This window comes from Paenibacillus oceani (assembly GCF_014705615.1).
Lineage (GTDB): Bacteria > Bacillota > Bacilli > Paenibacillales > NBRC-103111 > Paenibacillus_AB > Paenibacillus_AB oceani.
Genome location: NZ_JACXJA010000003.1, coordinates 368123 through 394379 on the forward strand (window position 1 = coordinate 368123; position 26257 = coordinate 394379).

Consider the following 26257-nt stretch of genomic DNA (forward strand, 5'->3'; position numbering starts at 1 on the left):
GGTCAGAATAGCAATGAAATCAAAACGTGCGGAGGAGTTGGTCTTGTGGAGCTTTTCACCATCTTTTGGCGCACTGTGCTGATCTACTTCGTGGTGTTTGTCATTCTGAGGCTGATGGGCAAGCGGGAGATCGGCAAGCTGTCCATATTTGACTTGGTAATCTCCATCATGATTGCCGAAATCGCTGTTTTTATTATCGACGATCCGCAATTGCCGATCGTAAACGGTCTACTGCCGATGGTCACGCTCGTACTGATTCAGATCATGCTTGCTTACGTGACGCTCAAAAATCAGAAAGCACGGGCCTGGTTCGACGGAAAACCGAGCTATCTGATCGAAAACGGCATCCTGAATCAGGAGGAGATGCGAAGACAGCGGTATACGCTCGACGACTTGCTTATGCAACTGAGGGAACGCCAGGTGACCAATATGGCCGATGTCGAATTCGCCGTGCTGGAGACGTCGGGCAAGCTGTCCGTGATCGAGAAGCAGACGGAGCAGGATGCGGTGGAGCCGGAGAAGCAGCAACCTTCCGCACAGAAGGATGACGGGAGCGGCGAGCCGCGTTTCCGGTACGAAGGGCTGCCAATGCCGTTAATCATGGACGGCAAAGTTCAGGACGAAAATTTGATGAAAATGGGAAAGACGCGATTTTGGCTGAAAAACCAGATACAGTCTAAGGGAGTTTACGATTTCAAGGAAGTGTTCTTTTGCTCGATCGATCACCGGGGACGCATGTACCTGGACAAAAAGAGAAAATAAAAGCCGGCTTCGCCATCGGAACCGGCTTTTTTGCACTATTTTTTGCCGATCCAGGGAATCCGGGAGAAATCGCTGCGGTCGACCAGCTTCAAAGCGACGATGCTGATCAGGTAAATGACGACGCCTGCCACGCTTGCCGCGATGAACCGGACGAGGGGATCGTCGTACCACGCTTCATTCATCATAAAGTAGCAAATCGTTCCCATGACGGCGGCGGCCAGCCCGGTTTTCCAATAGTCTGCTCCTTTCATCCGGAATTTGAGCATCCGCGTTACGCTATGCCAATGAAGCAGCGTTACCAAAGCGATATTGGCGTTGATCGCTACGACCGCGCCGAGTATGCCCCACTGCGGACGCGAGGCGAGGTAACCGATCAGCGCCAGCTTGACAACAGCGCCGATCAGCGTATTCGTCAGGGCGCTTCCGGGCCGGTCGAGCGCCTGCAGGGTAGCCTGCAGCGGACTTTGGAAATAAAGGAACATGGCGACGGGCGCCATCATCTTCAGCATTTTACCGACCTCGGCGTTGTTATACAAATAGTAGCAGAGCGGTTCGGCCAATACATACATGAGAACGGCGAACGGGGCTCCGGTGACGAGCGCGAGCCTGAGCGACTGGTGAAGCCGCTTGTGAATCGTCTTCATATCGCCTCGTGCGGCGGCTTCCGACAGCGAAGGAATAAGGGAAACCGAGAGCGAATACGTCAGCGCGCCGGGCATAAGCAGAATCGGGATCACCATCCCTTGCAGCACCCCGTATTGAGCAGTCGCAACCGCTGTCGCCACTCCTGCGACGGCGAGACTTTGCGCGATCAGAATCGACTCCAGCAAGTAGGAGGTGGAGCCGACCAGCCTGCTGGCGGTGACAGGCACGGCGATGGAGAACAGCTTGCCCAGCCGGAACTCGCCGCTCGGGCCGCCGCCGTCAGAGACGGATTTTGCGGCGCCAAGCTGTTTGCGCGTTTTATCGCGACTGAAGCTGATCAGCAGCACCAGCATTCCGAACAGCTCGCCGATGACGACACCAATCATCGCGCCCGCTGCCGCCCATTCGACCCCGTAAGGGAGGAACAGATATGCGAGCGTCAGCATGGCGGCGATCCGAACGAGCGTTTCGACGACTTGGGACAAGGCGGTCGGTATCATGTTCTGGCGGCCTTGAAAATAGCCGCGGTATACGGCGGAGAGCGCCACAATCGGCAGGATCGGACACATGCTCATAAAGGTATGGTACACTCTGGGGTCGGTCAGCAGCCGCGACGTAATCCAGGGAGCCGCCCATAAGCAGAACAGCGTGAAAAATACCGCCAGACCGCAGGTGATCGCAAGCGAGACGCGCAGGATGGAGCGGATTTTCCGCTCGTTGCCTTCCGACTCCGCCTCCGCGACAAGTTTAGCTACGGCCAGGGGGACGCCGCTTGAGATGATCGTGATGATCACGATCATGAACGGATAGCCGAGCTGGTACAGCCCGACCCCTTCGGCGCCGATAATTCGCGGAAGCGTAATGCGCGGAACGAAGCCGAGTATCCGGTTTACGATGCCGGCCGCAAGCAGAATCATAGTCCCTTTGATGAACGATTGCTTCCTCAAGCGGTGCTACATCCTTCCATTGTGGGATGGACAGTCTTATCTCCATGAATATGCGGACAAGGCACAAGCTCATGCAACAAATTTAGGAAGAGAGGCGGGAGCGGAAGGAATCGGGTCGGCGGCGGCGAATACAGAAAGCGTAGGACGTACATGGGCCCGGAAGCGTAGAAGCGGTCAAGGGAGGAATACGAGGATGGATGAGGACGCTTACGAACCAACCGAGCAGATGGATGAGCCCGGATTATCCGAAGAAGAATTAAATGAAACGATCGAGCAGCTGTGCCGCAGCAAAGCGGAGGAATTCCGGATGATCGGGTACGAACACGTGACCGGAAAAGAGATTTGGGACTGCGTAAGCGACAAATATGCCAAAATGGGAACCCCAAGAATTCACCAGATTGTTAACGACATTTTATCGCTCAAAGCGACTTCGTTTATGAACTGGATGACGATGAGCATATACCGCCAAGACGCCCGTTTCGAATAGAAGCGCGGCTTTTTTTTGTGACGGGGGGACTATGTGTCGGTCAGGTCCGCGGGTGCGGCGGGGGGCGTTATACGGCGCTGGAGAGAGGTGCCCGCAGCAGGAAGGAAAGAGCGGATTTGACGTTTTTTGGCCGGAGCGTGCACGCCCGGCTGTCAAATTGACTCGATTTTAGACGGTGGTTATAATAGGAATATTGAGTATGGAAGGGAGTCGCTCACATGAATATGAAGCGATTGGCGGCATTTGTGCTTATCGTGGTAATCACTCTAGGCGTCGTAGCATGGTCAAGCCCGGGATTGCTGTCCAAGGTGAGACTCGGATTGGATTTGAAGGGCGGCTTTGAAATTTTGTACGTAGCCGAGCCGATCGATGAAGGCAAAGCAGTAACGCGCGATTCTCTGGTCCAGACCGCACAAAGTCTCGCCAAGCGCGCAGACGCAAGCGGAGTAGCCGAGCCGGAAGTTACTACGGAAGGAACGGACCGGATTCGCGTCAAGCTGGCCGGCGTGGAGAACCAAGAAGAGGTCCGGGCGCTTCTGCGCAAGCCGGCGGAGCTGACCTTCAGAGGGCCGGACGGCAAGAAAGAAATGGTAGGGAGCGATTTCGTCGAAGGCGCGGCGGAGGTCGGCTTTAATCAGACGAATCAGCCGATCATTTCCATCGAAGTGAAGGACAAAGCCAAGTTCGCCGAGATTACCCAGCGTTTGCTCGGACAACCCTTGGCGATTTATTTGGACGAAACCCAGCTGTCCGCTCCGGTCGTTCAGCAGGTTCTGACGGACGGCAAGGCGACGATTACCGGCAGCTACACGTACGAGGAAGCCAAAGAACTGAAGGATATTATTAACTTGGGCGCGCTTCCGCTGAAGCTAACGGAGAAATATACCCAGTCCGTCGGCGCTACGCTCGGACAGCAGTCGCTGGAGCAGACGATTAAGGCCGGCATTATCGGCTCGCTGCTGATCCTGCTGTTTATGGTGGTGTTCTACCGCGTGCCGGGCATCGTGGCGGCGATTACGCTGATCACGTACACCTGGCTCGTGCTGCTCGTCTTTTATTGGATGAACGCCACGCTGACGCTTCCGGGCATCGCGGCACTCATTCTCGGGATCGGGATGGCGGTCGACGCCAACATCATCAAGTTCGAACGCGTCAAGGAAGAGATTCGCAGCGGCAAAAGCCTGCTGTCATCTCTGAAATCCGGTCACAAGCATTCGTTCCGGACAATTATGGACGCCAACATTACCAACATCATTTCCTGCGGCGTCTTGTATTATATCGGTAACGGCGCCATCCGCGGATTCGCGCTGACGATGATCGTGAGCATTCTGATCAGCATGCTGACCAACGTATTGTTCTCGCGCTTTTTGATCACCTTGCTTGTCCGCAGCAATTTGTTCAAAAAGCCGGTTTATTTCGGAGTAAAGGAGGCGGACATCCGTGAACTATAAAAATCGGTACGACTTTGTCAAAAACCGGAACTTGTTTTTCGGCGCCTCCTTGCTCGTCACCATTATCGGGATTGTGATCCTGCTCATATCGGGACTGCACTACGGGGTCGATTTCAAGGCGGGCACGTCGCTGGACGTAGCGCTCGGCAAAACGACGGATCGAGCTCAGGTGGAGAAAGTGTTCGGAGACGCCGGGCTGAACCCGGTTATCCTGACGATGGGAGGCAACAACGACCGCTTCTCGGCCAGGTACGATGAGGTGCTGACCGAAGAGCAGGTCAAGCAAGTGATAACCGCCTTTACGGGCACCTACGGTGATCAAGTGTCTCACGAGGTCAATACCGTTTCCCCGGATATGGCTAACGAGATGAAGAACAAAGCGATTCTTGCCGTAGCCGTCGCCAGTATTGCGGTCAGCTTGTACGTCACGATCCGCTTCGAATGGCGGTTTGCGCTGTCGGCGATCGTTACGATTTTGTACGACGCGTTTTTCGTTATCGCGATCTTCTCGATCTTCCGTCTGGAGGTTGACCTTCCGTTCGTAGCCGCGGTGCTGACGACGATCGGGTATTCGATCAATGACAAGATCGTTATTTTGGACCGGATTCGCGAAAACTTGCGGTTTGCCAAGCTTAAAAGCGAAGGCGATCTGGCCGAGCTCGTTCATACGAGCATCTGGCAGACGATGAGCCGCTCGATCAATACGGTCGTCACAGTAATTATCGCAGCTGTCTGCTTGTACCTGTTCGGCAGCGAATCGATCAAGCTGTTCGCGCTGGCGAAGCTGATCGGGCTTGTAAGCGGCGTGTACTCTTCGATTTGTCTCGCTACTCCGCTGTGGTATCTGCTTAAGCGGGCTACGCTGAGATCCGGTAAAGTAGCGCCTGCCAAAGCGAATTCGTAATATCGGCTGAAGGAGCGTTTTCAACATGTAAGGGGGGGCCATATGTCGGAGCAGCGTTTCGAAAAAGCGCAATTTGCGGCTTGGCTTAGCATTATCGGAAATATCGCGCTCGCGGTCTTGAAAGGGATCTTCGGCTGGTTGTCCGGCAGTAAAGCATTGCTTGCGGATGCGGCCAACTCGGCCTCGGACGTAGCGGGATCGATTGCGGTTTTGATCGGGCTGAAGGCGGCCAGACGCGCGCCCGATCGGGACCATCCGTACGGACACGGCAAGGCGGAATCGGTTTCCGCAATTATCGTATCGGTGCTGTTGCTATTGGTCGGGCTCGAGATCGGCATCAATTCCGTCAAAACGATGTACGCGGGAGTGACGCAAGCTCCCGAAGAATTCGCCCTTATCGCTATAGGCATCTCGATCGTTGTCAAAGAGTTTTTGTTCCACTATAATTTTCGTCTTGGAAAGAAGCTTTCGAGCCAAGCGCTTATCGCCAGCGCCTGGGACCACAGAACCGACGTAATGTCGTCGGTGGCCGTCCTGATCGGCGTAGGCGGAGCGGTGCTCGGAGCTTATATGAACCAGCCGCTTCTGTACTACCTGGACCCGCTGGCGGGACTGTTCGTCGCCTTGCTCGTGCTGCGGATGGGATACAAGCTCGTGATGGAATCGGTTCACAAGACGATCGATCATGTGCTTCACAAGGAAGATACCGAAGAGCTGCTGGATACGGCTCAGCGGGTCAAAGGCGTAATTACGGTCAATGAACTGCGCGCCCGCGAGCATGGGCATTATGTGATCGTAGACATTAAAATCAGCGTGAATCCGAGAATTACGGTCAGCGAAGGCCACGATATCGGAAAAGCGGTGAAGCACCAGCTTCTCAGCAAATTCAGTCATGTGTCGGACGTATTCATTCATGTTAATCCATACGATCCGGGATATCCGTACAAGGATGTCAGTTCGGAGCATCCCGACTTCCCGACGCTGCTGCATTGAGGAGAAGCCGGAAGTAGGGAGGGGGAGGCAACTATGCTTCAACCGAAGGCAAGGTGGAAAGTAAACGGCATCGAACGGCATGTCGCCGAGTCGCTGGCGAAGGAGCTGAAGCTTCATCCCGTCATCGCAGGTATGCTGGTTGCCCGAGGCATTACCGATATAGGAGAAGCCAGGCGGTTTCTCAAAGGGGGAAAGGATCATTTTCATGATCCTTTTCTACTCGATGGCATGGAACGGGCGGTGGAGCGGATTCGAAGCGCGCTTCAAGCCGGAGAGAAAATAAGAGTATATGGGGATTACGACGCGGACGGCGTGAGCAGCACCTCGCTTATGGTGCATTTGCTGCGCCGTCTCGGCGCGGAATTCGATACCTATATCCCGCATCGGGCCACCGAAGGGTACGGTCTGAATGTCAATGCAATCGACCTCGCAAAGCAAAGCGGCGTATCGCTTATCGTAACCGTTGACACGGGAATCAGCGCCCGCGAGCAGATCGCTTATGCGACGGAGAGTGGCATCGACGTCATCGTTACGGACCATCACGAGCCGCCGGAGCTGCTGCCGGATGCCGTAGCGATTCTGAATCCGAAGAAACCCGGATGCCCGTATCCGTTTAAGTCGCTCGCGGGGGTAGGCGTCGCGTTCAAGCTTGCGCACGCGCTGCTCGAGGAGCTTCCCGAGGAGCTGCTGGAAATTGCGGCAATCGGTACAGTGGCGGATTTGATGCCGCTTGTCGGAGAGAACCGCGTGATCGTCAAGCTTGGCCTGGAGCGGATGCAGGATAGCGCTTACGCCGGCATTCAGGCTTTGCTGGACGTGTCCGGAGCGGGCGATAAGGAGGTTACCTCCACGCATCTGGGCTTCTCGCTGGCGCCTCGCATTAATGCAAGCGGAAGGCTCGAGCATGCTTCGGACGCCGTACGGCTGCTGACGACTGACGATCCCGAGGAAGCGGAGCTCATAGCGACTTCGCTCGATTTGCTGAACAAGGAGCGTCAGCGGATTGTCGAAGAGATGACGAAGGAAGCGCTGGACGTCTTGACGCGCAAAGATCCCGATTTCTCCAGCCAAGTGATCGTAGTGGCGGCGGAAGGCTGGAACGTGGGTGTAATCGGAATCGTGGCGGCGAAGCTGCTGGAGCGCTTCTACCGGCCGGTAATCGTCCTTGCGATCGATCCGGCTACGGGGCTGGCCAAAGGCTCGGCGCGTTCGATTCCGGGATACGATATTTATCAGGCGCTGACCCATACTGCGGGGCTTCTCGATCATTACGGCGGACATCAGGCGGCGGCAGGGATGACGATTCATCGCGACCGTCTGGACGAATTCGCCGCAGCCTTGAACGCTCTTGCCGAACAATGGCTGACTGCCGAGGATCTCGTGCCGCTAATTCAGGCGGATGCGGACTTCACGCTTGTTGACGTGACCGTGGATATCATTCGTCAGATCGAGGCGCTTGCCCCGTTCGGAATGGGCAATCCGGCCCCCAGGTTCGTCTTGTCGGGATTAAATGTCCAGGAGAAGCGGGCGCTCGGCAAAGACAAACAGCATTTGAAGCTGATGCTGACCGAGCCGGGAGGTTCGTCTCCAGGCACGGTAGAGGCGGTAGGCTTCGGGCGCGGAGCCATGCTGGAGCTTATCTCGCCGACGGCGAGGATCGACATCCTCGGGGAGCTCGGCATTAACGAGTGGAACGGCGTCCGCAAGCCGCAAATCGTCATTCAGGATATGCGGGTGCCGCATGTGCAAGTATTCGATTGGCGCGGGGCCAAGATGACCGTAGACAAGTTTGCGGATACGTGCGGAGCGGTACGGCAAGAGCCGGGCGGGCCCGGGCGCGAGGCGATTCTCGTAGAAGCGGGTGCGCCCTCGAAGCTGATCGATCCGGACCGGATCAGTTGCGGGTTGTGGGCGATGGACGGCAGCTTGGGGGCGATCCCTCTAAATGCGGCCGCCAAGTCGGCCAGTCTCGCGGAAGCCGACGATGTGCTGATCGTTACGCTCCCGGACCGGCTGGAACGTCTGGAGTCGGCGCTGGCAGTGTGCCGGGCGAAACGGATTTACGCCGCATTTGCCGATTGGGACCGCGATTACGCTGCACTACCGTCGAGAGACACGTTTAAGGCGCTGTACCAGGAAGCGATCCGGAAGGGCGAGTGGGATGAGCGGAACATCTCGTTTCTTGAGCCGCTTCGCCGAAAGTCCGGATTATCCGAAGGACTGATTCGGTTTATGCTCACGGTTTTTGAAGAATTGCAATTTATCGATAAGATGGGATCTGTCTGCAAAACGGCGGCATCACCCAAGAAGCGGGATCTTGCCGAATCGCCCGCTTATCAAAGCCGTCAGCAGCGCGGCGAGGTCGAGCAAGTGCTCGTCTACTCGAACGCGCAGCAGCTGACGGACTGGATTACGGACCGGCTGGCCGTTCAATCGAAACGTATGATGGAGGTAACAGGATGAATCTCAAAGAGCATATTCGCGTCATTCCCGACTTTCCGCAACCGGGTATCCGCTTCAAGGACATTACGACGCTGCTGAACAACGGTCCGGTCTACAAGGAAGTTATCGATCATCTTGCGCAGCGGTACCGGGACAGCGGCATCGATCTGGTCGCAGGGCCTGAAGCGCGCGGTTTCGTCATCGGCGCTCCGCTCGCTTACGCGCTGGGCGTCGGCTTCGTGCCGATCCGCAAAAGCGGCAAACTGCCGGGTGAGACGATCGAGGTCGGCTACGATCTGGAGTACGGCAAAGATAAGCTTGCCATTCATAAAGATGCGATCCGACCGGGGCAGCGGGTATTGATCGCGGACGATTTGCTTGCAACAGGAGGTACGATCGCAAGCACGCTCCAACTGATCCGCCAGCTCGGCGGCGACGTTGTCGGCGCGACGTTTTTGATCGAGCTGTCTTATTTGAACGGTAGAGAGAAGCTGGGCGGCATCGAGATCGAATCGCTGGTCCAGTATTGATTTTACACAAGACGCCCGTGCGGTGGTCCTGAACGGCAGTAATGCCCGGGACCGAAGCACGGGCGTTTTTGTCGGCCGTTCCTGTTGCCGGTTAGGTGGAACGCTGGTTGTTGCTTTACATTTACAAGCAGATTGATAGTGCCGAGCGGCCCGCGCCGAAGGATGAAGGATGATTTGTTGCTCTTGCGAGCAGCCCGGACTCCGAGTCTTTCGCAGTTTAACCAAAGGTTGGGAAGCGCAGAACCGGCTATTGCGGCTTGCAGGGATCTGGAGCGGAACGCGCTGTTTCTGCTGTCGTTTTTCCAGTAGGCGGAGTCGGCCGAAGCCGGGGCCTCAAAGGAACGAACCAGGGGCAGGCCGGGGTGCGGACGTTCGTGTTCGGCTGCAGCGTTTTGAAAAACTTGTAGGCTTAAGAGCGATTTGGAGCTCTTATTCGTTTGGAAATTTGCTTCGAAGCGGTAATAAGAGCGGTTTGCAACTGCTAAATAACCAAAAACGGCGCGTTTTCAGCGAAACTGCTGGAATAAGAGCTTCAAACCGCACTTATTTTCTGTAAGTTAGGCGGATATTGTAAATTAAGAGGTCCAAACCGCTCTTATCGTGCTAGACAGGGTGGTCATGCCACATCGTGCCAAGTATTACGCCGGCTATGGGCGTCATGCCCTTTTTGGAGAAGAATCGCAGCTGAGGAGGACTACAAGAAACGGTTGTAAAAAGCGGTAACGAGAAACAGTTACAAGAAACGGTAATTAGAAGAAGTAACAAGAAGAAGTAACAAGGAAACACCCGGTTTATTTTCCGGGAAATAAAAACAGAGGAGGGGCACGTCTGTGACATGGCCTTCGATTCGCAATTTTCTACAAATTCCGCATCATCTCACTGGCAAAGGAGTAGGCATTGCCGTCGTAGACGGCCGGTTCCCGAATCATCCCGATATAGCGGCCACTTCCCGGCGAAACACGTACCTCGTAAAAACGTCCGAGCCTGATCCGGTCCCTTCATTAATGACGGCGGACGACGGTCCTTGGACCAGGGGAAGGCATGGCTTGGCTGCAGCAGCTGCGGCGGCCGGTTCGGGTCTGATCTCCCAAGGTCTGTATACCGGATCTGCGCCGGATGCCGACCTTTACTTGCTGGAGACCGGCCGTCTGAATACCGATCAGGATGTCGAATGCAAAATCGCGGCTGCATTAGACTGGCTTTACCTGAACTGGCGCCGGTATCGCATACGCGGAGTCGTAGTAACGATCGCGGCGACCCGGGATACGGGGCTTCTTCCCTGGCAGGCGGACCCGATTCGGATCGGGTGCGAGAAGCTGGCTGCTGACGGTCTTCTCGTTGTTGCAGCTACGGGCAATACGCAAGAGTTAACGAGCAACGGTCCGGCTTCATCGCCATCCGTATTATCGGTCGGCGGGGTGATCGTACCGGAAGATGCCGATATTCGTTACGCGAAACCGTACTACGGGTGCAGAGGGACGACGTTCGAGGGCAAATGGGTGCCGGAAATAGTAGCGCCGGCTAAAAACATCGTGCTGCCTGCGCCATTTGTTTCGCTGGAAGAGCGTCAAAGCCACTTTACCGCTCGGTTCGACAACCTGCCGGAAGGGTACGCGAGAACAGAGGGCACTTCGTTTGCCGCGCCGATTGTTCTCGGATGTGCAGCCTGCCTATGGCAAGCGCAGCCAAGCTGGACAGCCGGACAAGTAAAAGCCGCCATCGTAGAAAGTTCCGCCGTGGTAGGGCAGTGGACAGAGCTGCATGCCGGATTAGTCGATGTGAAGGCGGCTATTCATGCCGATACGTCGGTTGAGGAAAGCGATCCGCCGTACACGTTATGGTGCAGTTGGAAGGAGAAAGACAGCTTCGAGCGTTTGAAAGCAATTAAGGCTCAGGAAGAGACGAGCATCGCTTCGGCTGCTCTATTGTCTTACTGCGATGCTCCTATATTTCCTGAGACGCAGGAACAGGTATTGTTCCTAACCGGCAGCAGGTCGGGCCGGGTCCGTGCCGCAGCGATAACGGCTTTGGCGTTTTACCAGGAAGCGCTCTCCATCCAAGACTATTGCCGCATTCTCCATGATGACAGCCGATTTGTGAGAATGGCCGCCCTCTTTGCGTTAAGCCGAAGTCCGGGTCTCCATCACCAGCTGAAGGATGAAGTTGCCGGGTTGTTCTCGGACAGCGACCTGGATATTCGCTATTGCGCCATTAAGCTGGCCGGTAATATCCGGGACGAAGCATTCGTTAAACCGCTGCTAAGCGGGATAGAGGACGATGCCATTCACGAACGGGTATCCATCTTCGCAGCAAGGTGCTCTGCGCTGGTAGCAATAACCGGCATTCAATTCGAGCCGGAGCCCAGGTGGCTGGAGGAGCAGGGGATTTACTCGGAGCGGAGTACGTGTGGGCGAGTTCATATCGCCCGGAAATGGAGGCAATGGGCCAGCTACCTCTCTCCTTAACTTGCAGTGAGCCTGTGCCACGACGAATGCCCTTTGTTTGCGGAATAGAAGAGGCAGCTTTTTTAGTAGGGAATGTTTTTAATTGATCAATTTAACGCAGTACCACATTATCTCTTTATTGTCTTAATACAATTTATTATCCGAACTATCAAAAAACACGATCTTTGCCTTAGGCACGGATCGTGTTTTAACTTGCATACAATGTTATTTCTCGTTCGATAACCCTAGCAGATCGCTCAGCTTAAAGAACAAACTCAGCAGAATGGCGACGACGGTTGCCAGCGCCATCCCTTTCAGTTCGAAGTCGCCCAGGGTCAGCTTGGCTCCGCTGATCCCGATCACGAGAACGATCGTCGTCAGGATAAGGTTCGAAGGCTTCGAATAATCCACCTTGCTCTCGACGAGCATCCGAATGCCGGAAGCGGCGATAACCCCGAACAAGAGCAGCGAAAGGCCGCCCATAACGGCAACCGGAATCGTGTTGATCAACGCCGCCAATTTGCCGAAAAACGAAAGCACGATGGCAAATACGGCCGCAATGCCGATGACCCAGGTCGAGTACACTTTGGAGATCGCGAGGACGCCGATATTTTCGCCATAAGTCGTATTCGGAGTAGAGCCTACAAACCCGGACAGCACGGTAGATATCCCGTTGCCGAGCAGGGAGCGGTCCAGACCGGGATCTTTCGTCAAGTCTTTGCCGACGATATTGCCGGTTACGATCAGATGCCCGATATGCTCGGCGATGACGACGAGCGCGGCCGGGAGAATGATAATAATGCTGGCCCAATCCCATGTAGGTGTGTAGAATGTCGGCAAGGCGACCACATCCGCTTCCGCCACTTTGCCGAAGGAAACGAGACCCATCCAGGCGGCCAGCCCGTAACCGACGACCATGCCGATCAGGATCGGGATGATTTTAAGGAAGCCGCGGAACATCGCTTGGCCGATAATGGTGATAGCCAGTGTACACAGGGAAACGGTTACGGTTTTCGGATCGAGCGCCCAGTCCGCCGGCGCGTCAGAGCCCGGAATCAGCCCGGCCATGCCGGCTGCGACCGGAACGAGCTCCAGCCCGATCACGGCTACGATGGCGCCCATCGCGGCAGGCGGGAACACGACGTCGATCCAGCGGGTGCCGACCGATTTGACGAGCAGGGCGAACAGGATGAAGACGAGACCGACTACGATAAACCCGCCCAGCGCAGCGCTGTACCCTTGCGTTCCGAGCACGACGAACACGGGCGAGATAAAAGCGAAGCTGGAGCCGAGATAAGCCGGAATTTTGCCTTTGCACAAAAACAAGTAAAGCAGCGTACCTATTCCGTTCATAAGCAGAATCGTAGCGGGATCAACCTTGAACAAAAACGGAACGAGGACGGTGGAGCCGAACATCGCGAACAGATGCTGCAGGCCGAGCGGTATGCTCTTGAGCAGCGGAGGGCGCTCGTCCACCTGAATGACGCGTTGCTGCATAGTACATCTCCCTTACACACATAGTTTTTTCGACATCTGGAATGCCATCAAATAGAATAGCAGAAATGTGTCGAAATATCATCCGTTTTCTTGAGGGCTTGTAAACGTTTCATTCGCCCGCCCCGATCCGCTCTGCTTCCGCGTTGCAGTTGACGTCGTCCCCATTCAAAGGCATAATGTAGAGAAACGAACGTATGGCAGGAGAAGGTATATATAAGATGGGCATTGAGCAGTTACTGGAACGCGCGGCAACCTACTTAAAACAAAGCGATCTCGTACGGATTCGGGAAGCTTACGACTTTGCCGAGCAAGCTCACCACGGACAGGTGCGAAAGTCGGGAGAACCGTATATTTTACATCCGCTGGCCGTTGCCGAAATTTTAGTGAATATGCAGATGGATGTCACTTCGGTCATCGCCGCCCTGCTGCATGACGTGGTCGAAGATACGACGGTATCGCTCCAGGCGGTGGAGAAGCATTTCGGCAAAACGTGCGCGATGCTTGTCGACGGGCTGACCAAGCTGGAGAAAATTAAATTCAAGTCCAAGGAAGAGCAGCAAAACGAAAATTACCGCAAAATGTTCGTGGCGATGGCCCAGGACATACGCGTGATTTTGATTAAGCTGGCCGACCGTCTGCACAATATGCGAACGCTGAAGTTCCAGTCGGAGGAAGCGCAGCGGCGGATCGCCGACGAGACGCTTGAGATTTTCTGTCCGATCGCTCATCGGCTCGGGATCTCGGCGATCAAGTGGGAGATGGAGGATATCGCTCTCCGTTACTTAAACCCGCAGCAATATTACCGGATCGTGAACCTGATGCAGAAAAAACGGACCGAGCGCGAGAAATATATCGAAGAGATTATCGACAATATCCGGAGCAAGCTCAGCGAGATGGGGATCGAGGGCGATATTTCCGGCCGGCCGAAACATATTTATAGCATTTACAAAAAGATGACCTCCAAAAACAAGCAGTTCAACGAAATTTACGACCTGCTTGCGATTCGGGTCATCGTGGACAATATCAAAGACTGCTATGCGACGCTCGGCATTATCCACACGTTATGGAAGCCGATGCCGGGCAGGTTTAAGGATTATATCGCGATGCCGAAGCCGAATATGTACCAGTCGCTGCATACGACGGTCGTCGGACCAAGCGGTGAGCCGCTTGAGGTGCAGATTCGCACGTGGGACATGCATAAGACGTCCGAGTTCGGGATCGCCGCCCACTGGGCGTATAAGGAAGGCTCGATGGTGCCGTCCGGCGGCTTCGGGGACAAGATGATCTTTTTCCGCGAAATTTTGGAGCTCCAGCAGGATACGCGGGATGCGGCGGAGTTTATGGAGTCGCTCAAGATGGACTTTTTCTCCGATCTCGTCTTTGTGTTCACGCCCAAAGGGGAAGTCGTCGAGCTGCCGGCAGGTTCGGTTCCGCTCGATTTCGCGTACCGGATTCATACCGAGATCGGCAACCGCACGGTCGGTGCGAAGGTGAACGGACGAATCGTACCGCTCGATTATAAGCTGAATACAGGCGATATCGTCGAGATTTTAACGTCCAAGCATTCGTACGGACCTAGCCAGGATTGGGTGAAGATCGCCCAGTCTTCGCACGCCCGGAGCAAGATCAAGCAGTGGTTCAAGAAGGAGAAGCGGGAAGAGAACGTCCAGAAGGGCAAGGAAGGGATCGAACGCGAGCTGAAGCGGCTCGGGCTGGAGCCTCCTTCCGTGATGACCGATGACAACCTGATGGAGGTTGCCCGCAAATTCAACTTCAACGATATCGAAGATATGATGTCGGCTGTCGGCTTCGGCGGCATTACCGCTGCCCAGATCTGTACACGACTGACGGACAAGATTCGCCGCGAGAACGAAGAAGCCCAGGCGAACGCGCTCGAGCTGACGAGCGAAGTGAAGGAAGTCAAAGGCTCGACGGAGAAAAAGAGCCGTCCGACTCACGGCGTCCGGGTCAAGGGCGTGGACAATCTGCTCGTCCGGTTCGCACGATGCTGCAATCCGGTTCCCGGCGATCATATTATCGGATACATTACCCGCGGGCGCGGGGTGTCCGTTCACCGGACGGATTGCACGAACATTCCGACAGGCGACGAGGACGATCTGAACCGGATGATCGATGTCGAGTGGGAGACTGCGGTCGAAGCGAACTATCACGTCGAGATCGAGATTACGGGCCACTACCGTTCCGCCTTTCTGAACGAAGTGCTGCAAGCCGTATCGGAGAGCAAGACGGTTATCTCCGCCGTGTCCGGACGGTCCGACAAAAATAAGATGGCGATCGTTCATATGACGATTCTGATTAAAAATATCGATCACCTGCAATCGGTTGTAGAAAAGATTAAACGGGTGAAGGACGTATATTCGGTTCAGCGGATTATGCAAAGCTAGGGGCCGAAGGAATGCGGATCGGCCAAGGGAGCAAACACCATGAGGATAGTCGTACAGAGAAGCAAAGAAGCGCGTGTAGTCGTGAACGGAGAGACGGTCGGCCAAATCGGGCACGGGCTCGTTGTCCTGGTCGGAGTTACGCATGAGGACACCGAGCAGGACGCCCGTTATTTGGCCGAGAAGCTGGCCGGCTTGCGGATCTTCGAGGATGCGGAAGGCAAGATGAATGTATCGGTGCTCGACGTCGGCGGCGGGGTATTGTCGGTATCGCAATTTACGCTGTACGGCGACGTACGCAAAGGGAAGCGGCCGAACTTTATGGACGCCGCCCGGCCAGAGCAGGCGAAGCCGCTCTACGACAAGTTTAATGAGCTGCTCCGCAGTTACGGTCTGCAGGTGGAAACCGGTATTTTCGGAGAGATGATGGATGTGCAGTTGACGAACTCAGGACCTGTTACGCTCGTAATCGAGAGCCGGTAACGGTTCTTTTTTGTTTGCGTATTGATATTACGCCAGTTCGCTGATAATATGATAATGATTATCAATTTCGAATTCGCGTGTATGAAGGGATTGACGTCATGATCGAATCGCTGCACAAATTCAACATCGGCATGGAAGGCACAAGGCACGTCGTGTATTCCGTACCGTTATCCGCCTTGCCCCTCGGGAGCTCGATGGAGCAATTGCTCGAAGCGTATTCGCCGCTGATGAAGGCGCTGGACCGGACGGCGGCAGCCGCTTATTTTTGCGCCCAGTTCGGGAACGTTAGTCTGGCTTTGCAATACGCGGTATCGGTACATGACGTCGCCTTTGATGTGTCGCCTGACAATATAACGGTGCAGCTCGTGGAGATGGAGGAAGGAAGGTACGGAGTCGCCTTCCAGCTGGCGTGTTGGTCCGAGCAGCGCGCTCCCGAGGGTGGGAACGAGCGCAGGATCTGGCTCGCAGAGGTCCTCTCCGCTTTGTACAGCGGAACGGTGCGGCCTGTATATGAAGCGGCGTCCAAGGCCGCGGGTATGCCTCTGCCGCATCTGTGGGGGCTGCTGCCGACCCGGTTCAACTACAGCACGGAGCAGTGGATGCTTGCGGAGAATAACGATACGGTTAAAGAAACGATTGCCGCCGACTATGAGTTTCTGATCCGTCACATCGAGGGCGGCACATTCGGTCAGACCCGGAGTCCGTTCGACGTCAAAATTCGCTGGATCGAAGATTTGAAAGACCCGTGCAAGCAGATGCGGATGAAAAATTCATGCTGTATGTATTACCGGACGGAAGGCGGCCGTTATTGTTATTCGTGTCCCCGAATCAAGGAAAGCGAGCGGGCCGAGCGGCGTCTGGAAGCAAGGGAAAGCGAAAAGGCGGCCGTTCCGGTTGCCGCTGCGAAATAGCGGACGGTTTGCTAGCGGTAATCCGGTACTTGCAAGGAATGGGCGTAGCGTGAAACATCAGGCGTATTATGAAATATCGCACTCTTGGGGAAACTGATAGTACATTTCGCTCAAGGAGTCGATCAGATGCGCCGATCCCGCAAGGAAACCGTTATGCTGGAGCCCGGAAACCGGCTGCTGCACAACGATACTCACGAATCGGCCGGGATGATGCACAGTTTTTTCGCCGCAGAAGCGGCCGAAGAGTGGGCGACCGGTCACGTTCAGGGCAAACATCCGTCGAGGAAGCCTCCGCGTGCTTAACCCGTCAAAATCGCCGCCAGCTTGCCCGCATCAGCGGAAGGGGCGGTTTTTTTGTCGTTCCCGATTATCCCGGTACCCGGTATCCGTCCGGGTTCCCGGAACGCCGCAAACATTCCTTGGCGCTTTCACTTGTGGTACACTTATCTAGTTATAACAGTTTGGCCGCTTAAGGCGGCGGTACGTCGATCGGAGGGTGATACGCGAGATGAAGGTTGAGATCAGGCAGATCGGATTTTCAGACTATCAAATGGATATTTATCATATATGGAAGCTGTTTTACGAAGAAGTGGAGCTTGTGTATGAGCCGGCGGATGACGCCGAGCTGCGGATGACGCTGGAGCTTGCCGACGCGGGCGTAGAAGCCGAGGCCGAGGTTCGGGCTTATTTGGAGCGTCCGGAATCGGGAGCGGCCTGGTCGCACACGGAACGGAGGCTGCTGCGAAGCGGAGCTGCAGAAGCGCGCCGGAGGGAGCTGAAGCGCGTCGTCGGCTCGGCGCTGCTGCGCGTCCTCGAGGAAGCGTCCGGACTGGAGCAGCCGTGGGGCGTGCTCACCGGGGTGCGCCCGACGAAGCTGATGCACAATATGGTCCGCAAGCAGGGACGGGAGTTAAGCGTACGCCAGCTGCAGGAGGAATATTTGCTTACCGACGAGAAGGCGAAGCTGCTGGCGGACATCGTGGAGCGGCAGCTCCAGGTGATCCCCGATCTGTTCGAGCTGGACCGCGAAGTCAGCTTGTATATCGGCATTCCTTTCTGCCCGACGAAATGCGCCTACTGCACGTTTCCGGCTTACGATATCCGCGGCAACAACGGGTCCGTAGATTCGTTTCTGGACGGCCTGCACTACGAGATCCGGGAGACGGGCGAATGGCTGAAGCGGACCGGACTGACCGTAACGACGATTTATTGGGGCGGGGGGACGCCGACGAGCATAACCGCCGAGCAGATCGATGCGCTTTTTGAAACGATGCATCAGTCGATTCCGGATATGGACCAAGTGCGCGAGCTGACGGTTGAAGCGGGCCGTCCCGACACGATAACGCCGGATAAGCTGAAGGTGATGAAAAAATGGAACGTCGACCGGATCAGCATCAATCCGCAAAGCTTCACCCAGCTTACGCTCGATAAAATCGGGCGCCACCATACTGTCGATGAAACGATCGAGAAGTTCATCCTGTCCCGCGAGATGGGGATGGACAATATTAATATGGACCTCATTATCGGTCTGCCGAACGAAGGGATTCCCGAATTCCAGCATACGCTGGACGAGACGGCCAAGCTGCTCCCGGAATCGTTAACCGTGCATACGCTGTCGTTCAAGCGGGCATCGCGAATGACCAAAAACCGCGATCAGTACGAAGTGGCGGAGCGGGACGAGATCGCCGATATGATGAAGATGGCGAACCGGTTTATGGAAGAGAACGGCTATCATCCGTACTACATGTACCGGCAGAAGAATATGCTGGGCAACCTCGAGAACGTCGGTTACGCCCTCGGCGACCGGGACAGCTTGTACAACATCCTCATGATGGAGGAGCGGCAGACGATTATCGGGCTGGGCTGCGGCGCGGTCAGCAAAGTGCTGTATCCGGCCGTATACGACGCGGAAGGCAACGAGCAGCAAAAAATCGAGCGGTTTCCGAATCCGAAGGAGCCGTCGGTGTACAATCAGGCGTACAAGGAATATTTCGATAAAAAAATGCGGCTGCTGGACGACGCTTACGGACAAACGGTAAGCCGCTGAGCGGGCGGGGAGATTCCGATGAAAACGACCAAATCGCTCTCCCGGCTCGGGAGCTTGCTGGACAATGTGCAGGTTCAGGTGTCGATCGCGGCGTATACGAAAGTAGATGCGAAGTGGCGGCAGATGAACTTCGTTCCGGAGTTCAACCGGTTTTATTACATCCGCGAAGGGGAAGGCTGCCTCGTCATCGACGGGGTGCCTCATTATCCCCGTCCCGGTCAGCTGTTCGTAATGCCTTCGGGTGTGAAGCAGTCCTATTACACGATAAATGAAAACGGTTTCGGCAAATATTGGTGCCACTTCACGGCCAAAATCGGCGATACCGACCTGTTCCGGTTGACCGGAGTGCCTTCGCACATCGATGTCACGGACCAAGAGCGGCTGTCGCGGTTGTTCGAGCAACTGATCGAACATTACCACAGCAGGCAGTTTACCGCTGCGCTTATGCAGAAATCCGTTCTACTGGAGATTGTCAGTCTCTATCTGGAGCGTGCGGTCGAAGGCCGGCAGATGTTCCGGGCGGATCAGGAAGATAGCGGCATCCGGAATTTGAATCTCGTATTGAAATATATCGAGAGCCATCTGCATGACAATATTACGGTTCCCCAGCTCGCGGCGCTCGTCCATTTTCACCCGAATTACTTGATCCGCTTATTCCGCGAGCTGGTCGGCACGTCGCCGATTCAGTATGTGCACAAAATGAAGATGGAGAAGGCGATGTCGCTGCTGACGGCGACCGAGGAGCCGGTATCGGAGATCGCCCGGCAGGTGGGCATGGAGCTGTACTACTTTTCCCGGGTGTTCAAGAAGCATACCGGGCTGCCGCCGTCGGATTACCGCAGATTGCTGCAGGAACGGCACGGTGCGGAGGATTAGCGGAAAACAGGTTTGTTTTGTGCAAATGGGAGTGAACTTCCTCCATTCTCTTGTTCGGCGTATTCCGCCATAGTAAAGGTGAAGCCAAAACTATGAGGTGGAGGGAACTCCGATGGAGAAACCGATGCAACTGCTTAACGACGATCAGATGAGACAGTTTATTACCGAAGGGTACTTATTGCTGAAAACCGACTTCTCGCCACAGTTTCATCAGAGCCTGCTGGAGCGGCTCAGCGAAGTGTACCGTACCGAAGGCAATCCGGGCAACAACTTGCTGCCTCGGATTCGCGAGCTTCAGAAGGTATTCGAGCATCCGGTCGTTACAGGCGCTCTAACGAGCGTGCTCGGCCCGGGGTATATGATGCATTCGCACCGCCACGGGCATTACAACAACTCTCCGAAACCGGGCGGCTGGCATAAGGACAGCTACTGGGGCTACCATAAAATGCGCAATCACCGTCCGTGGTGGGCGATGATTATGTATTTCCCGCAGGATACGCCGGTGGAGCTTGGACCGACAGGGGTCATGCCCGGCACGCAAAATTACGATACCCGCACGTTCGCGGCGGACGACAGCGACGGCGAGGTAACGGCGGCCGGCCAGGCGGGAACGTTTGTCCTGATTCATTACGATATATGGCACCGGTCGACGTCCAATCTGCTCGGCAAGGAACGGTTCATGCTGAAATTCGAATTTATGCGCACGCAAGCTCCGGCCGAACCGAGCTGGGATAACCGGGAAGCGTTGTGGATAACCCCCTCTTCGTTCAGCACGCCGGTTTATCGGCACGAGGCGATGTGGACAGACGCCTGGAACTGGCTGTCGGGCAGAAGCGACGACGGTTTGACGGCCGCAAGCGGCGGAACGGCGGAGGAAATTGCCGGCCTGCTGGAGGAGCTGCGGTCGGAAGAAGCGGAGCGGCGGGTGGACGCAGCTGACCGGCTGGGGATGCTGGGGGCTGCAACTGCGTCTTATGGAGCCGTCGCGGCTATGGAGCGGGCGCTGGAAGATTCGTTCGAGCCGGTCGCTCTGAATGCGGCCTATGGCTTGGCCCGCATGGGAGAGGAAGGATCGGAGGCGCTGCTTCGCGCCTTGAAGCACGGCAGTGTGCCGGTTTCGCGCAAAGCGGGTTACGGGCTGTCCGCGGCCGGGCATGGGGTGGTCCGGGAACTGACCGAGGCTGTAGGCAGCGAGCGCGAAGAGACAATCGTTCATGCGGCGTTTGCCCTTGGCGAGCAGCCGTGTGCGGCTTCGTCGGCGGACGTGGTAAGTGCGCTGGCCGGATTGTTAAGCCATGCATCCGTGAAGGTGCGTCAGGCCGCCGTCGATGCGCTCGGATCAGCCGGAGCGTATAGGTCCGGTTATGAATCCGGCAGCGAAAGTGTCGAGGCGCTTGCGCACGCCCTGCAGGACGACGACACCCAAGTCCGCTTTATGGCAGGGTTGTCGCTTGCGAAATGGGGAGAGCAGGCGGAAGATGCGGTGCCTTCGCTTGTCGAAGCGTTGGACGACGACAACCGGTATGTCCGGGCTCATGCGGCCGACGCCTTGTATTATATCGGGACGGCCAAAGCCCAGGATGCGCTGCTGCGGTTTCTGCGCGTCTCCCGCTGGTGTCCGACCACGACTCCGGCCAGTACGTTTTATCCGTAATCGGAGGGCGGCGGGGGAAGCGGAGTTCGCTCTGCTTCCGGACGAATTGCCAGCCTTGTATGCGACTTGTCTGAGTAATCCTGTGATTCCTGCTGTTCCATCAAGTCCGAAACCAACCCGGCCGTCCTCTTACGATGAGGAAAGCCGGGTTGCTTTTTTTGCATGCGCCGACTTGCCCAAAACGGGCTTATTTTCGTCATTTTGCCCGAATTTTGCCGGAAACCCCCGATCTGTGTTACACTTTGAATGTCATTTTACAATGGAATAGGATGGGATGCATGGCTAGACACGTGGACCGCAGGACCGCCCGCAAAAATGCAATCGTTTTTCTGCTGCTTGTCGGGGTGGCACTAGTAATCGCGGGGGTGACCGCATACAAGCTATTAGGCGGCGGCAAAACCCAGTCGACCGGCAATCCGGGCGAACTCGCTGAGGTGCAATCGGTCAAGACGGTAAAAAACAGCTACGATGTAATCGTTGTAGGTACCGATCCGGAAGGGATCGTAGCCGCGGTGTCCTCCGCCCGCAACGGGCTGAAGACGCTGCTGGTGGACGGCCGGGACCGGGACATTCTCGGGGGTCTGATGACGCTGGGTTGGCTGAACAGTCTCGACCATAACTACGATCGTGAGAAAACGAGCATCATTCCCGGAAAAGTGGACATTTTAAATCAAGGTTTATTTATGGAATGGTATAAACAGGTGGAAGGCGATTCGTTTGATGTCGTAACGGCGGCGAACGCGTTTCACAACATGGTAAAAAACGAGAGCAATATCGATCTGCTGCTCAAAACGAAAGCGATCGAACCGAAGCTGGAAGCCGGCGCGAACGGCAACAACAAAATCGTCGGCGTCACGATTACCAAAGAAGACGGCTCGAAGCAGGACGTGACCGCAAAGGCGGTTATCGACGCTACCCAGGATGCGGATATCGCCGCGGCGTCGGGCGTGCCTTATACAATCGGGCGTGCGGACGTTGGAGACGAGAAAGCGAGAATGGCGGTTACCGCCGTATTCCGTCTCAAAAACGTAACCCCCGAAGTATGGAAGCAAATCCAGAAGCGGTTGAAGGACGACGGCGACCCGAACACCGACGCTAACGAGCTTAGCGCGTGGGGCTTTGGCGAGATGCAAAAGTATCCGCCTAACAATAAGGAACGCGTCAAGATGCGCGGTCTCAACATCGGCCGGCAAAACGACAACACGATGCTGATCAACGCGCTGCAAATTTTCGGGATTGACGGGCTCGATCCGAAATCGCGCACGGAAGCTTTCGAGATTGCAAAAAAAGAATTGCCGTATGTTGTAGAGCATATGAAGAAGCTGTATCCCGAATTTGCCGGACTGGAGTGGGATGCCGTGGCGCCGGAACTGTACATTCGCGAAACCCGGCATATGCAAGGCGAATACCGACTGACGATGGTCGATGTGCTGGAAAACCGCGATCAGTGGGACCGGATCGGATTCGGCTCGTACCCGGTCGATATTCAGCGGATATCGCCTACAGATAACGGCGCAGTCATGAGTCATCCGCTCAAGTATGCGATCCCGTTCCGCTCGATCGTTCCATTAAAGGCGGACAACCTGCTGGTCGTCGGACGGTCCGGCAGCTTCGATACGCTGCCTCACGGAAGCGCCCGGGTTATTCCGGTCGGGATGGCTACCGGAGAAGCCGCCGGCACGGCCGCGAAGCTCGCGATGGACAAAAATATTACGTTCCGGGAGCTGTCCGCTTCTAAGGAACATATCGCGACGCTGCAGGACATGCTTAACAAGCAGGGAATGGAGCTGAAGCCTTACCAGCCCAAACCGGAGTTTTATATGGAACAGAAAGCTTATGAAGGGTTGAAGACGGTCGTGAGTATGGGACTCGTCATTGGCGGCTACGATAACAAAGGCTTCGACACGACGCCGGCTTCGAACCCGCAGCGGCTGATCAACTTGATGCAAGGCGTCAAGCGAGTGCATAAGCTGACCGGCGATCCGAGCGGAGTTGCGGCGGGCATCCAGGATGCGGCGAAGCAGCCGCTCACGCTCGATCAGGCGGCGTGGACGATCGCGAAGACAGCCGGCCTCGACGTTCAGGCGGCACAAGCGGTGAAGGAGCTGCAGGCGAAAGGAATGCTGAAGCAAGCGACGATCGATGGCATCGCCGATAAGCAGAAGTTGAACAACGGCGATACGTATATGATGATTCACGATATGGTGGAAGCAGTGCGGAAGAAATAGAAAAAAAGGACTCAGCACGCAGATGATGCGGGCGAAGCCGGAAGGCCCCTTCACCAAGCGGGCCTTGTATAGGGACTTACAGGCGTCTCTCCGATAGCGGGGGGCGCTTTTTCCATTTCCTCTAACGCAACGCCAGCAGGTTCTGATCGATCATTGAGCTGATTATCCAAATATTAGGGCCAATCCGTCAATGGATAGCCGTACCATTGTCATCTATAATCGAAGTAGATCCGATCTGATAGCGGTTTCATTGGCGACGTCGCATATCATTTATCCATTGCATCTAAGGTGGACGTATTTTACATTTCCTCTTGAGAGGGAGCTCCGGACTTCTACAACGCGTTCGTTTTTTTGAATTGCACCGGCGTCATCTTCATTTTTTGCTTGAAAAATCGCGAGAAGTGCGCTTGGTCGAAAAAGCCTAACGTTTCGGCGATTTGCGTCATACTCAGCTTCGAGTTGATGATCAGCGAGCAAGCCTTGTTTATTTTCAACTGATGGAACAAGCCGATGACGCTGCAGCCGAATTCGCGGTTCGTAATTCGTTTGAGCGTCGACGTGCTGACGGAAAGTTGTTCCGATAACTCGTTTAAAGTCAAATTTTCAGACAACCGCATGTTCATCAAGATGAGCATCTGCGAGCGAAAGCTCGTATCGCTGTCCAGCATTTGCACACAGCTCAACAAGATGGAATCGAGCAGTCTGGCGATTTGCAGCTTGGCAAGGATGGTAAAATGATCGACCATCTCGTCCACCTCAACAATGACGGACAACATATCGGAACGATCGAGCACGACGAAGTGCTTCACCTGCTTCTCCAGCATCGAGACGATGCCTCTCTCGTCGCAAGTTTGGTTCAAGTCGATGCCGAGCTGCTCGTATCCGCCTTCGGACGCCAGCGAATGGAGCTCGCCGGGAGGGATGATGCACAGTTGCCCTCGTTTCAACCGATGCTCGGTCCCGTTATGGAAGACGTGAAGGGTGCCCTTCGTAACCCAAATCAGTTGATAGAAAGGGTGGTCGTGTTCGGCGAGGAAATAGTCTTTATCCCGCGATAGCAAGTTCAAGTGGTTGTAAGGCGCGACAAGCCGATTGTTCTGAAAAAACCTCAACACTGTCATCACACTCGCATTTCACTTATATTGCTGTAAATTTACGCTAGTCGGTCGTAGATGTCAATGACCGAAACTTGCAGGGGGAGGCCAAAATAACGATGAACTATGGAAAGCTTGGGTTATTGTTGACGGTCGTTACGGGACTGCTGACGGGGTGCGGCGGCAATAACGCGGGATCTGGCAACACCGAACCGGCCGGCAACGAGCCGGTAACGATCAAGATCGGCGCGTCGGGAAGCGCCAACTATGCGAACGAGGCGTTATTTCAGGAAACGGTCGTGGAGCCGGTAAAGAAAAAGTATCCGCACATTACGTTGGAATACATTCCGATGGGAGGCAAAAGTTCGGTCAAATCGATCGACGACTGGATGGCGAGCGGTAACATACCGGACCTTATTTTGCACTCCAACGGCTCGATGGGCGAACTGTTCGATTATGATTTATTGACTGACATGACGCCGCTTGTAAAGCAGACGGGCACGAACTTGAACCGGTTCGACAAAGCAGTATTGGATTCGGTGCGGGTTGCTTCCGACCAAGGTTGGCTTGTCGGTATCCCGTATTCGCAAAATTTCAATGCGCTTTATTACAACAAGGACATTTTCGATAAGTTTGCTGTCAGCTATCCGACCGACGGAATGACATGGGATAGCGTCATTGAATTGTCGAAGCGGGTAGCGAGAACCGAAGCAGGGATTTCTTATGTCGGGCTTCATCCGCAATGGGTGCTGCGTCCCGCTTATCCGCTCGCGTTAACGATTGTTGACGCGAAGACGGGAAGATCGCAGGTGACGAACGCCCAGTGGAAGCAAGTCTCCGAGCTGCTGCAAAAGATTGTCGCCATACCGAACAATTGGGACGGGAAATCGGGGAGCGGCGATTTTTGGGGCAAAAAAACGATTGCGATGCTCGCCTCGACGAATGTGTTCGCCTTGCTTGAACCGGAGTCGCAGAAAGGGTTTTCCGGTTGGGATGTCGTCCAATATCCGAGCTTCCCGGATCAGCCGGACGTAAGCGGCATGGTAGACGCGTGGGTGCTCATTGTCGCCAAAACGAGCAAGCATAAAACCGAGGCTATGCAAGTGATCAATGTCATTACATCTGACGAAGTGCAGCTTCTTGCAGCGTCGAAGTACGCCCAAATGTCCACGCTTGCGAATCCGGTGATGAAGCAGCAGTTTGGTTCGAAGATGGACAGCTTGAACATTAAGGGTAAAAATTTGCAAGGTATATTCAAGGGCAAGATCGTCGCCGCTCCGAAGTTCTCGCCTTACGAAAAACAAGCGCGAGCGCCTTACCAAGCGAACATGCTGAAAGTGTTCAGCGGGGAAATGGATGTCAATACGGCATTAAGAGACGCCGACCAGAAAATAAACAAGTTGCTTGATGAATATAAAAATAGATGATTTCCGTTATCGCAATTATTGCAGGGAAACAAT

Annotated in this window: 20 protein-coding genes; 17 read left to right on the plus strand and 3 right to left on the minus strand. The window is 55.2% G+C overall.

Annotated features, from left to right (window positions below; genetic code table 11):
* Positions 1 to 45 precede the first annotated feature (45 nt).
* Positions 46 to 762 (plus strand): DUF421 domain-containing protein, encoded by a 717-nt coding sequence (locus tag IDH45_RS03425; RefSeq protein WP_190924661.1) that lies wholly within the window; start codon positions 46 to 48, stop codon positions 760 to 762.
* Between the two features lie 35 nt (positions 763 to 797).
* On the opposite strand, the gene spoVB is transcribed toward IDH45_RS03425, so the two are convergent.
* Positions 798 to 2354, minus strand: coding sequence for a stage V sporulation protein B (spoVB, locus tag IDH45_RS03430; protein ID WP_190924663.1), 1557 nt, complete (start codon positions 2352 to 2354; stop codon positions 798 to 800).
* Between the two features lie 193 nt (positions 2355 to 2547).
* Between spoVB and IDH45_RS03435 the strand changes: the two genes are divergently transcribed.
* The 7 genes from IDH45_RS03435 to IDH45_RS03465 all read left to right on the plus strand — a co-directional run bounded on the left by IDH45_RS03435 (position 2548) and on the right by IDH45_RS03465 (position 11626).
* A complete protein-coding gene (locus IDH45_RS03435; protein WP_223836335.1) occupies positions 2548 to 2841 on the plus strand; it encodes a post-transcriptional regulator in 294 nt (97 codons plus the stop codon).
* A gap of 218 nt (positions 2842 to 3059) precedes the next feature.
* Positions 3060 to 4292 (plus strand): protein translocase subunit SecD, encoded by a 1233-nt coding sequence (gene secD / locus IDH45_RS03440; protein WP_190924664.1) that lies wholly within the window; start codon positions 3060 to 3062, stop codon positions 4290 to 4292.
* Positions 4282 to 5196 carry a protein translocase subunit SecF gene (secF, locus tag IDH45_RS03445; protein ID WP_190924666.1) on the plus strand — a complete coding sequence of 305 codons (915 nt, stop codon included), beginning with the start codon at positions 4282 to 4284 and terminating at the stop codon, positions 5194 to 5196. Before secD ends, secF begins: the two co-directional genes overlap by 11 nt.
* Positions 5197 to 5238: 42 nt before the next feature.
* Entirely contained in the window at positions 5239 to 6189 is a 951-nt protein-coding gene (locus IDH45_RS03450) for a cation diffusion facilitator family transporter (protein ID WP_190924667.1), read from the plus strand.
* A 33-nt stretch (positions 6190 to 6222) separates the two neighbouring features.
* Positions 6223 to 8652, plus strand: a complete 2430-nt coding sequence (recJ, locus tag IDH45_RS03455) for a single-stranded-DNA-specific exonuclease RecJ (RefSeq protein WP_190924669.1) — start codon at positions 6223 to 6225, stop codon at positions 8650 to 8652.
* Positions 8649 to 9161, plus strand: a complete 513-nt coding sequence (locus IDH45_RS03460; RefSeq protein ID WP_190924670.1) for an adenine phosphoribosyltransferase — start codon at positions 8649 to 8651, stop codon at positions 9159 to 9161. The genes recJ and IDH45_RS03460 overlap by 4 nt, the downstream gene beginning before the upstream one ends.
* Positions 9162 to 9991: 830 nt before the next feature.
* The gene (locus IDH45_RS03465) at positions 9992 to 11626 is read left to right on the plus strand and encodes a S8 family serine peptidase (RefSeq protein ID WP_190924672.1); all 1635 of its coding nucleotides are present in this window, start codon (positions 9992 to 9994) and stop codon (positions 11624 to 11626) included.
* 204 nt (positions 11627 to 11830) lie between these two features.
* Here the strand turns inward: IDH45_RS03465 and uraA are convergent, their stop codons facing one another.
* Positions 11831 to 13102: a uracil permease gene (gene uraA / locus IDH45_RS03470; protein WP_190924674.1), complete on the minus strand. Its 1272-nt coding sequence runs from the start codon at positions 13100 to 13102 to the stop codon at positions 11831 to 11833.
* Between the two features lie 218 nt (positions 13103 to 13320).
* On the opposite strand from uraA, the gene IDH45_RS03475 reads away from it, so the two are divergent.
* The 8 genes from IDH45_RS03475 to IDH45_RS03510 all read left to right on the plus strand — a co-directional run bounded on the left by IDH45_RS03475 (position 13321) and on the right by IDH45_RS03510 (position 23703).
* Positions 13321 to 15507, plus strand: coding sequence for a RelA/SpoT family protein (locus tag IDH45_RS03475; RefSeq protein ID WP_317891135.1), 2187 nt, complete (start codon positions 13321 to 13323; stop codon positions 15505 to 15507).
* Between the two features lie 39 nt (positions 15508 to 15546).
* Positions 15547 to 15987 carry a D-aminoacyl-tRNA deacylase gene (gene dtd / locus IDH45_RS03480; RefSeq protein WP_190924678.1) on the plus strand — a complete coding sequence of 147 codons (441 nt, stop codon included), beginning with the start codon at positions 15547 to 15549 and terminating at the stop codon, positions 15985 to 15987.
* Positions 15988 to 16085: 98 nt separating this feature from the next.
* Positions 16086 to 16898 (plus strand): (2Fe-2S)-binding protein, encoded by an 813-nt coding sequence (locus IDH45_RS03485; protein WP_190924680.1) that lies wholly within the window; start codon positions 16086 to 16088, stop codon positions 16896 to 16898.
* Positions 16899 to 17024: 126 nt separating this feature from the next.
* Positions 17025 to 17201 (plus strand): hypothetical protein, encoded by a 177-nt coding sequence (locus IDH45_RS03490; protein ID WP_190924681.1) that lies wholly within the window; start codon positions 17025 to 17027, stop codon positions 17199 to 17201.
* 205 nt (positions 17202 to 17406) lie between these two features.
* Positions 17407 to 18945, plus strand: a complete 1539-nt coding sequence (locus tag IDH45_RS03495) for a coproporphyrinogen III oxidase (protein WP_190924683.1) — start codon at positions 17407 to 17409, stop codon at positions 18943 to 18945.
* Between the two features lie 18 nt (positions 18946 to 18963).
* Positions 18964 to 19821, plus strand: coding sequence for an AraC family transcriptional regulator (locus IDH45_RS03500; RefSeq protein ID WP_190924685.1), 858 nt, complete (start codon positions 18964 to 18966; stop codon positions 19819 to 19821).
* Positions 19822 to 19933: 112 nt separating this feature from the next.
* Positions 19934 to 21475 carry a HEAT repeat domain-containing protein gene (locus IDH45_RS03505; protein ID WP_190924687.1) on the plus strand — a complete coding sequence of 514 codons (1542 nt, stop codon included), beginning with the start codon at positions 19934 to 19936 and terminating at the stop codon, positions 21473 to 21475.
* Positions 21476 to 21753: 278 nt separating this feature from the next.
* Positions 21754 to 23703, plus strand: coding sequence for an FAD-dependent oxidoreductase (locus tag IDH45_RS03510; RefSeq protein WP_190924688.1), 1950 nt, complete (start codon positions 21754 to 21756; stop codon positions 23701 to 23703).
* Positions 23704 to 24035: 332 nt separating this feature from the next.
* On the opposite strand, the gene IDH45_RS03515 is transcribed toward IDH45_RS03510, so the two are convergent.
* Positions 24036 to 24824, minus strand: coding sequence for a helix-turn-helix domain-containing protein (locus IDH45_RS03515; RefSeq protein ID WP_223836361.1), 789 nt, complete (start codon positions 24822 to 24824; stop codon positions 24036 to 24038).
* A 92-nt stretch (positions 24825 to 24916) separates the two neighbouring features.
* On the opposite strand from IDH45_RS03515, the gene IDH45_RS03520 reads away from it, so the two are divergent.
* Positions 24917 to 26224, plus strand: a complete 1308-nt coding sequence (locus tag IDH45_RS03520) for an ABC transporter substrate-binding protein (protein ID WP_190924692.1) — start codon at positions 24917 to 24919, stop codon at positions 26222 to 26224.
* Positions 26225 to 26257: the final 33 nt, after the last annotated feature.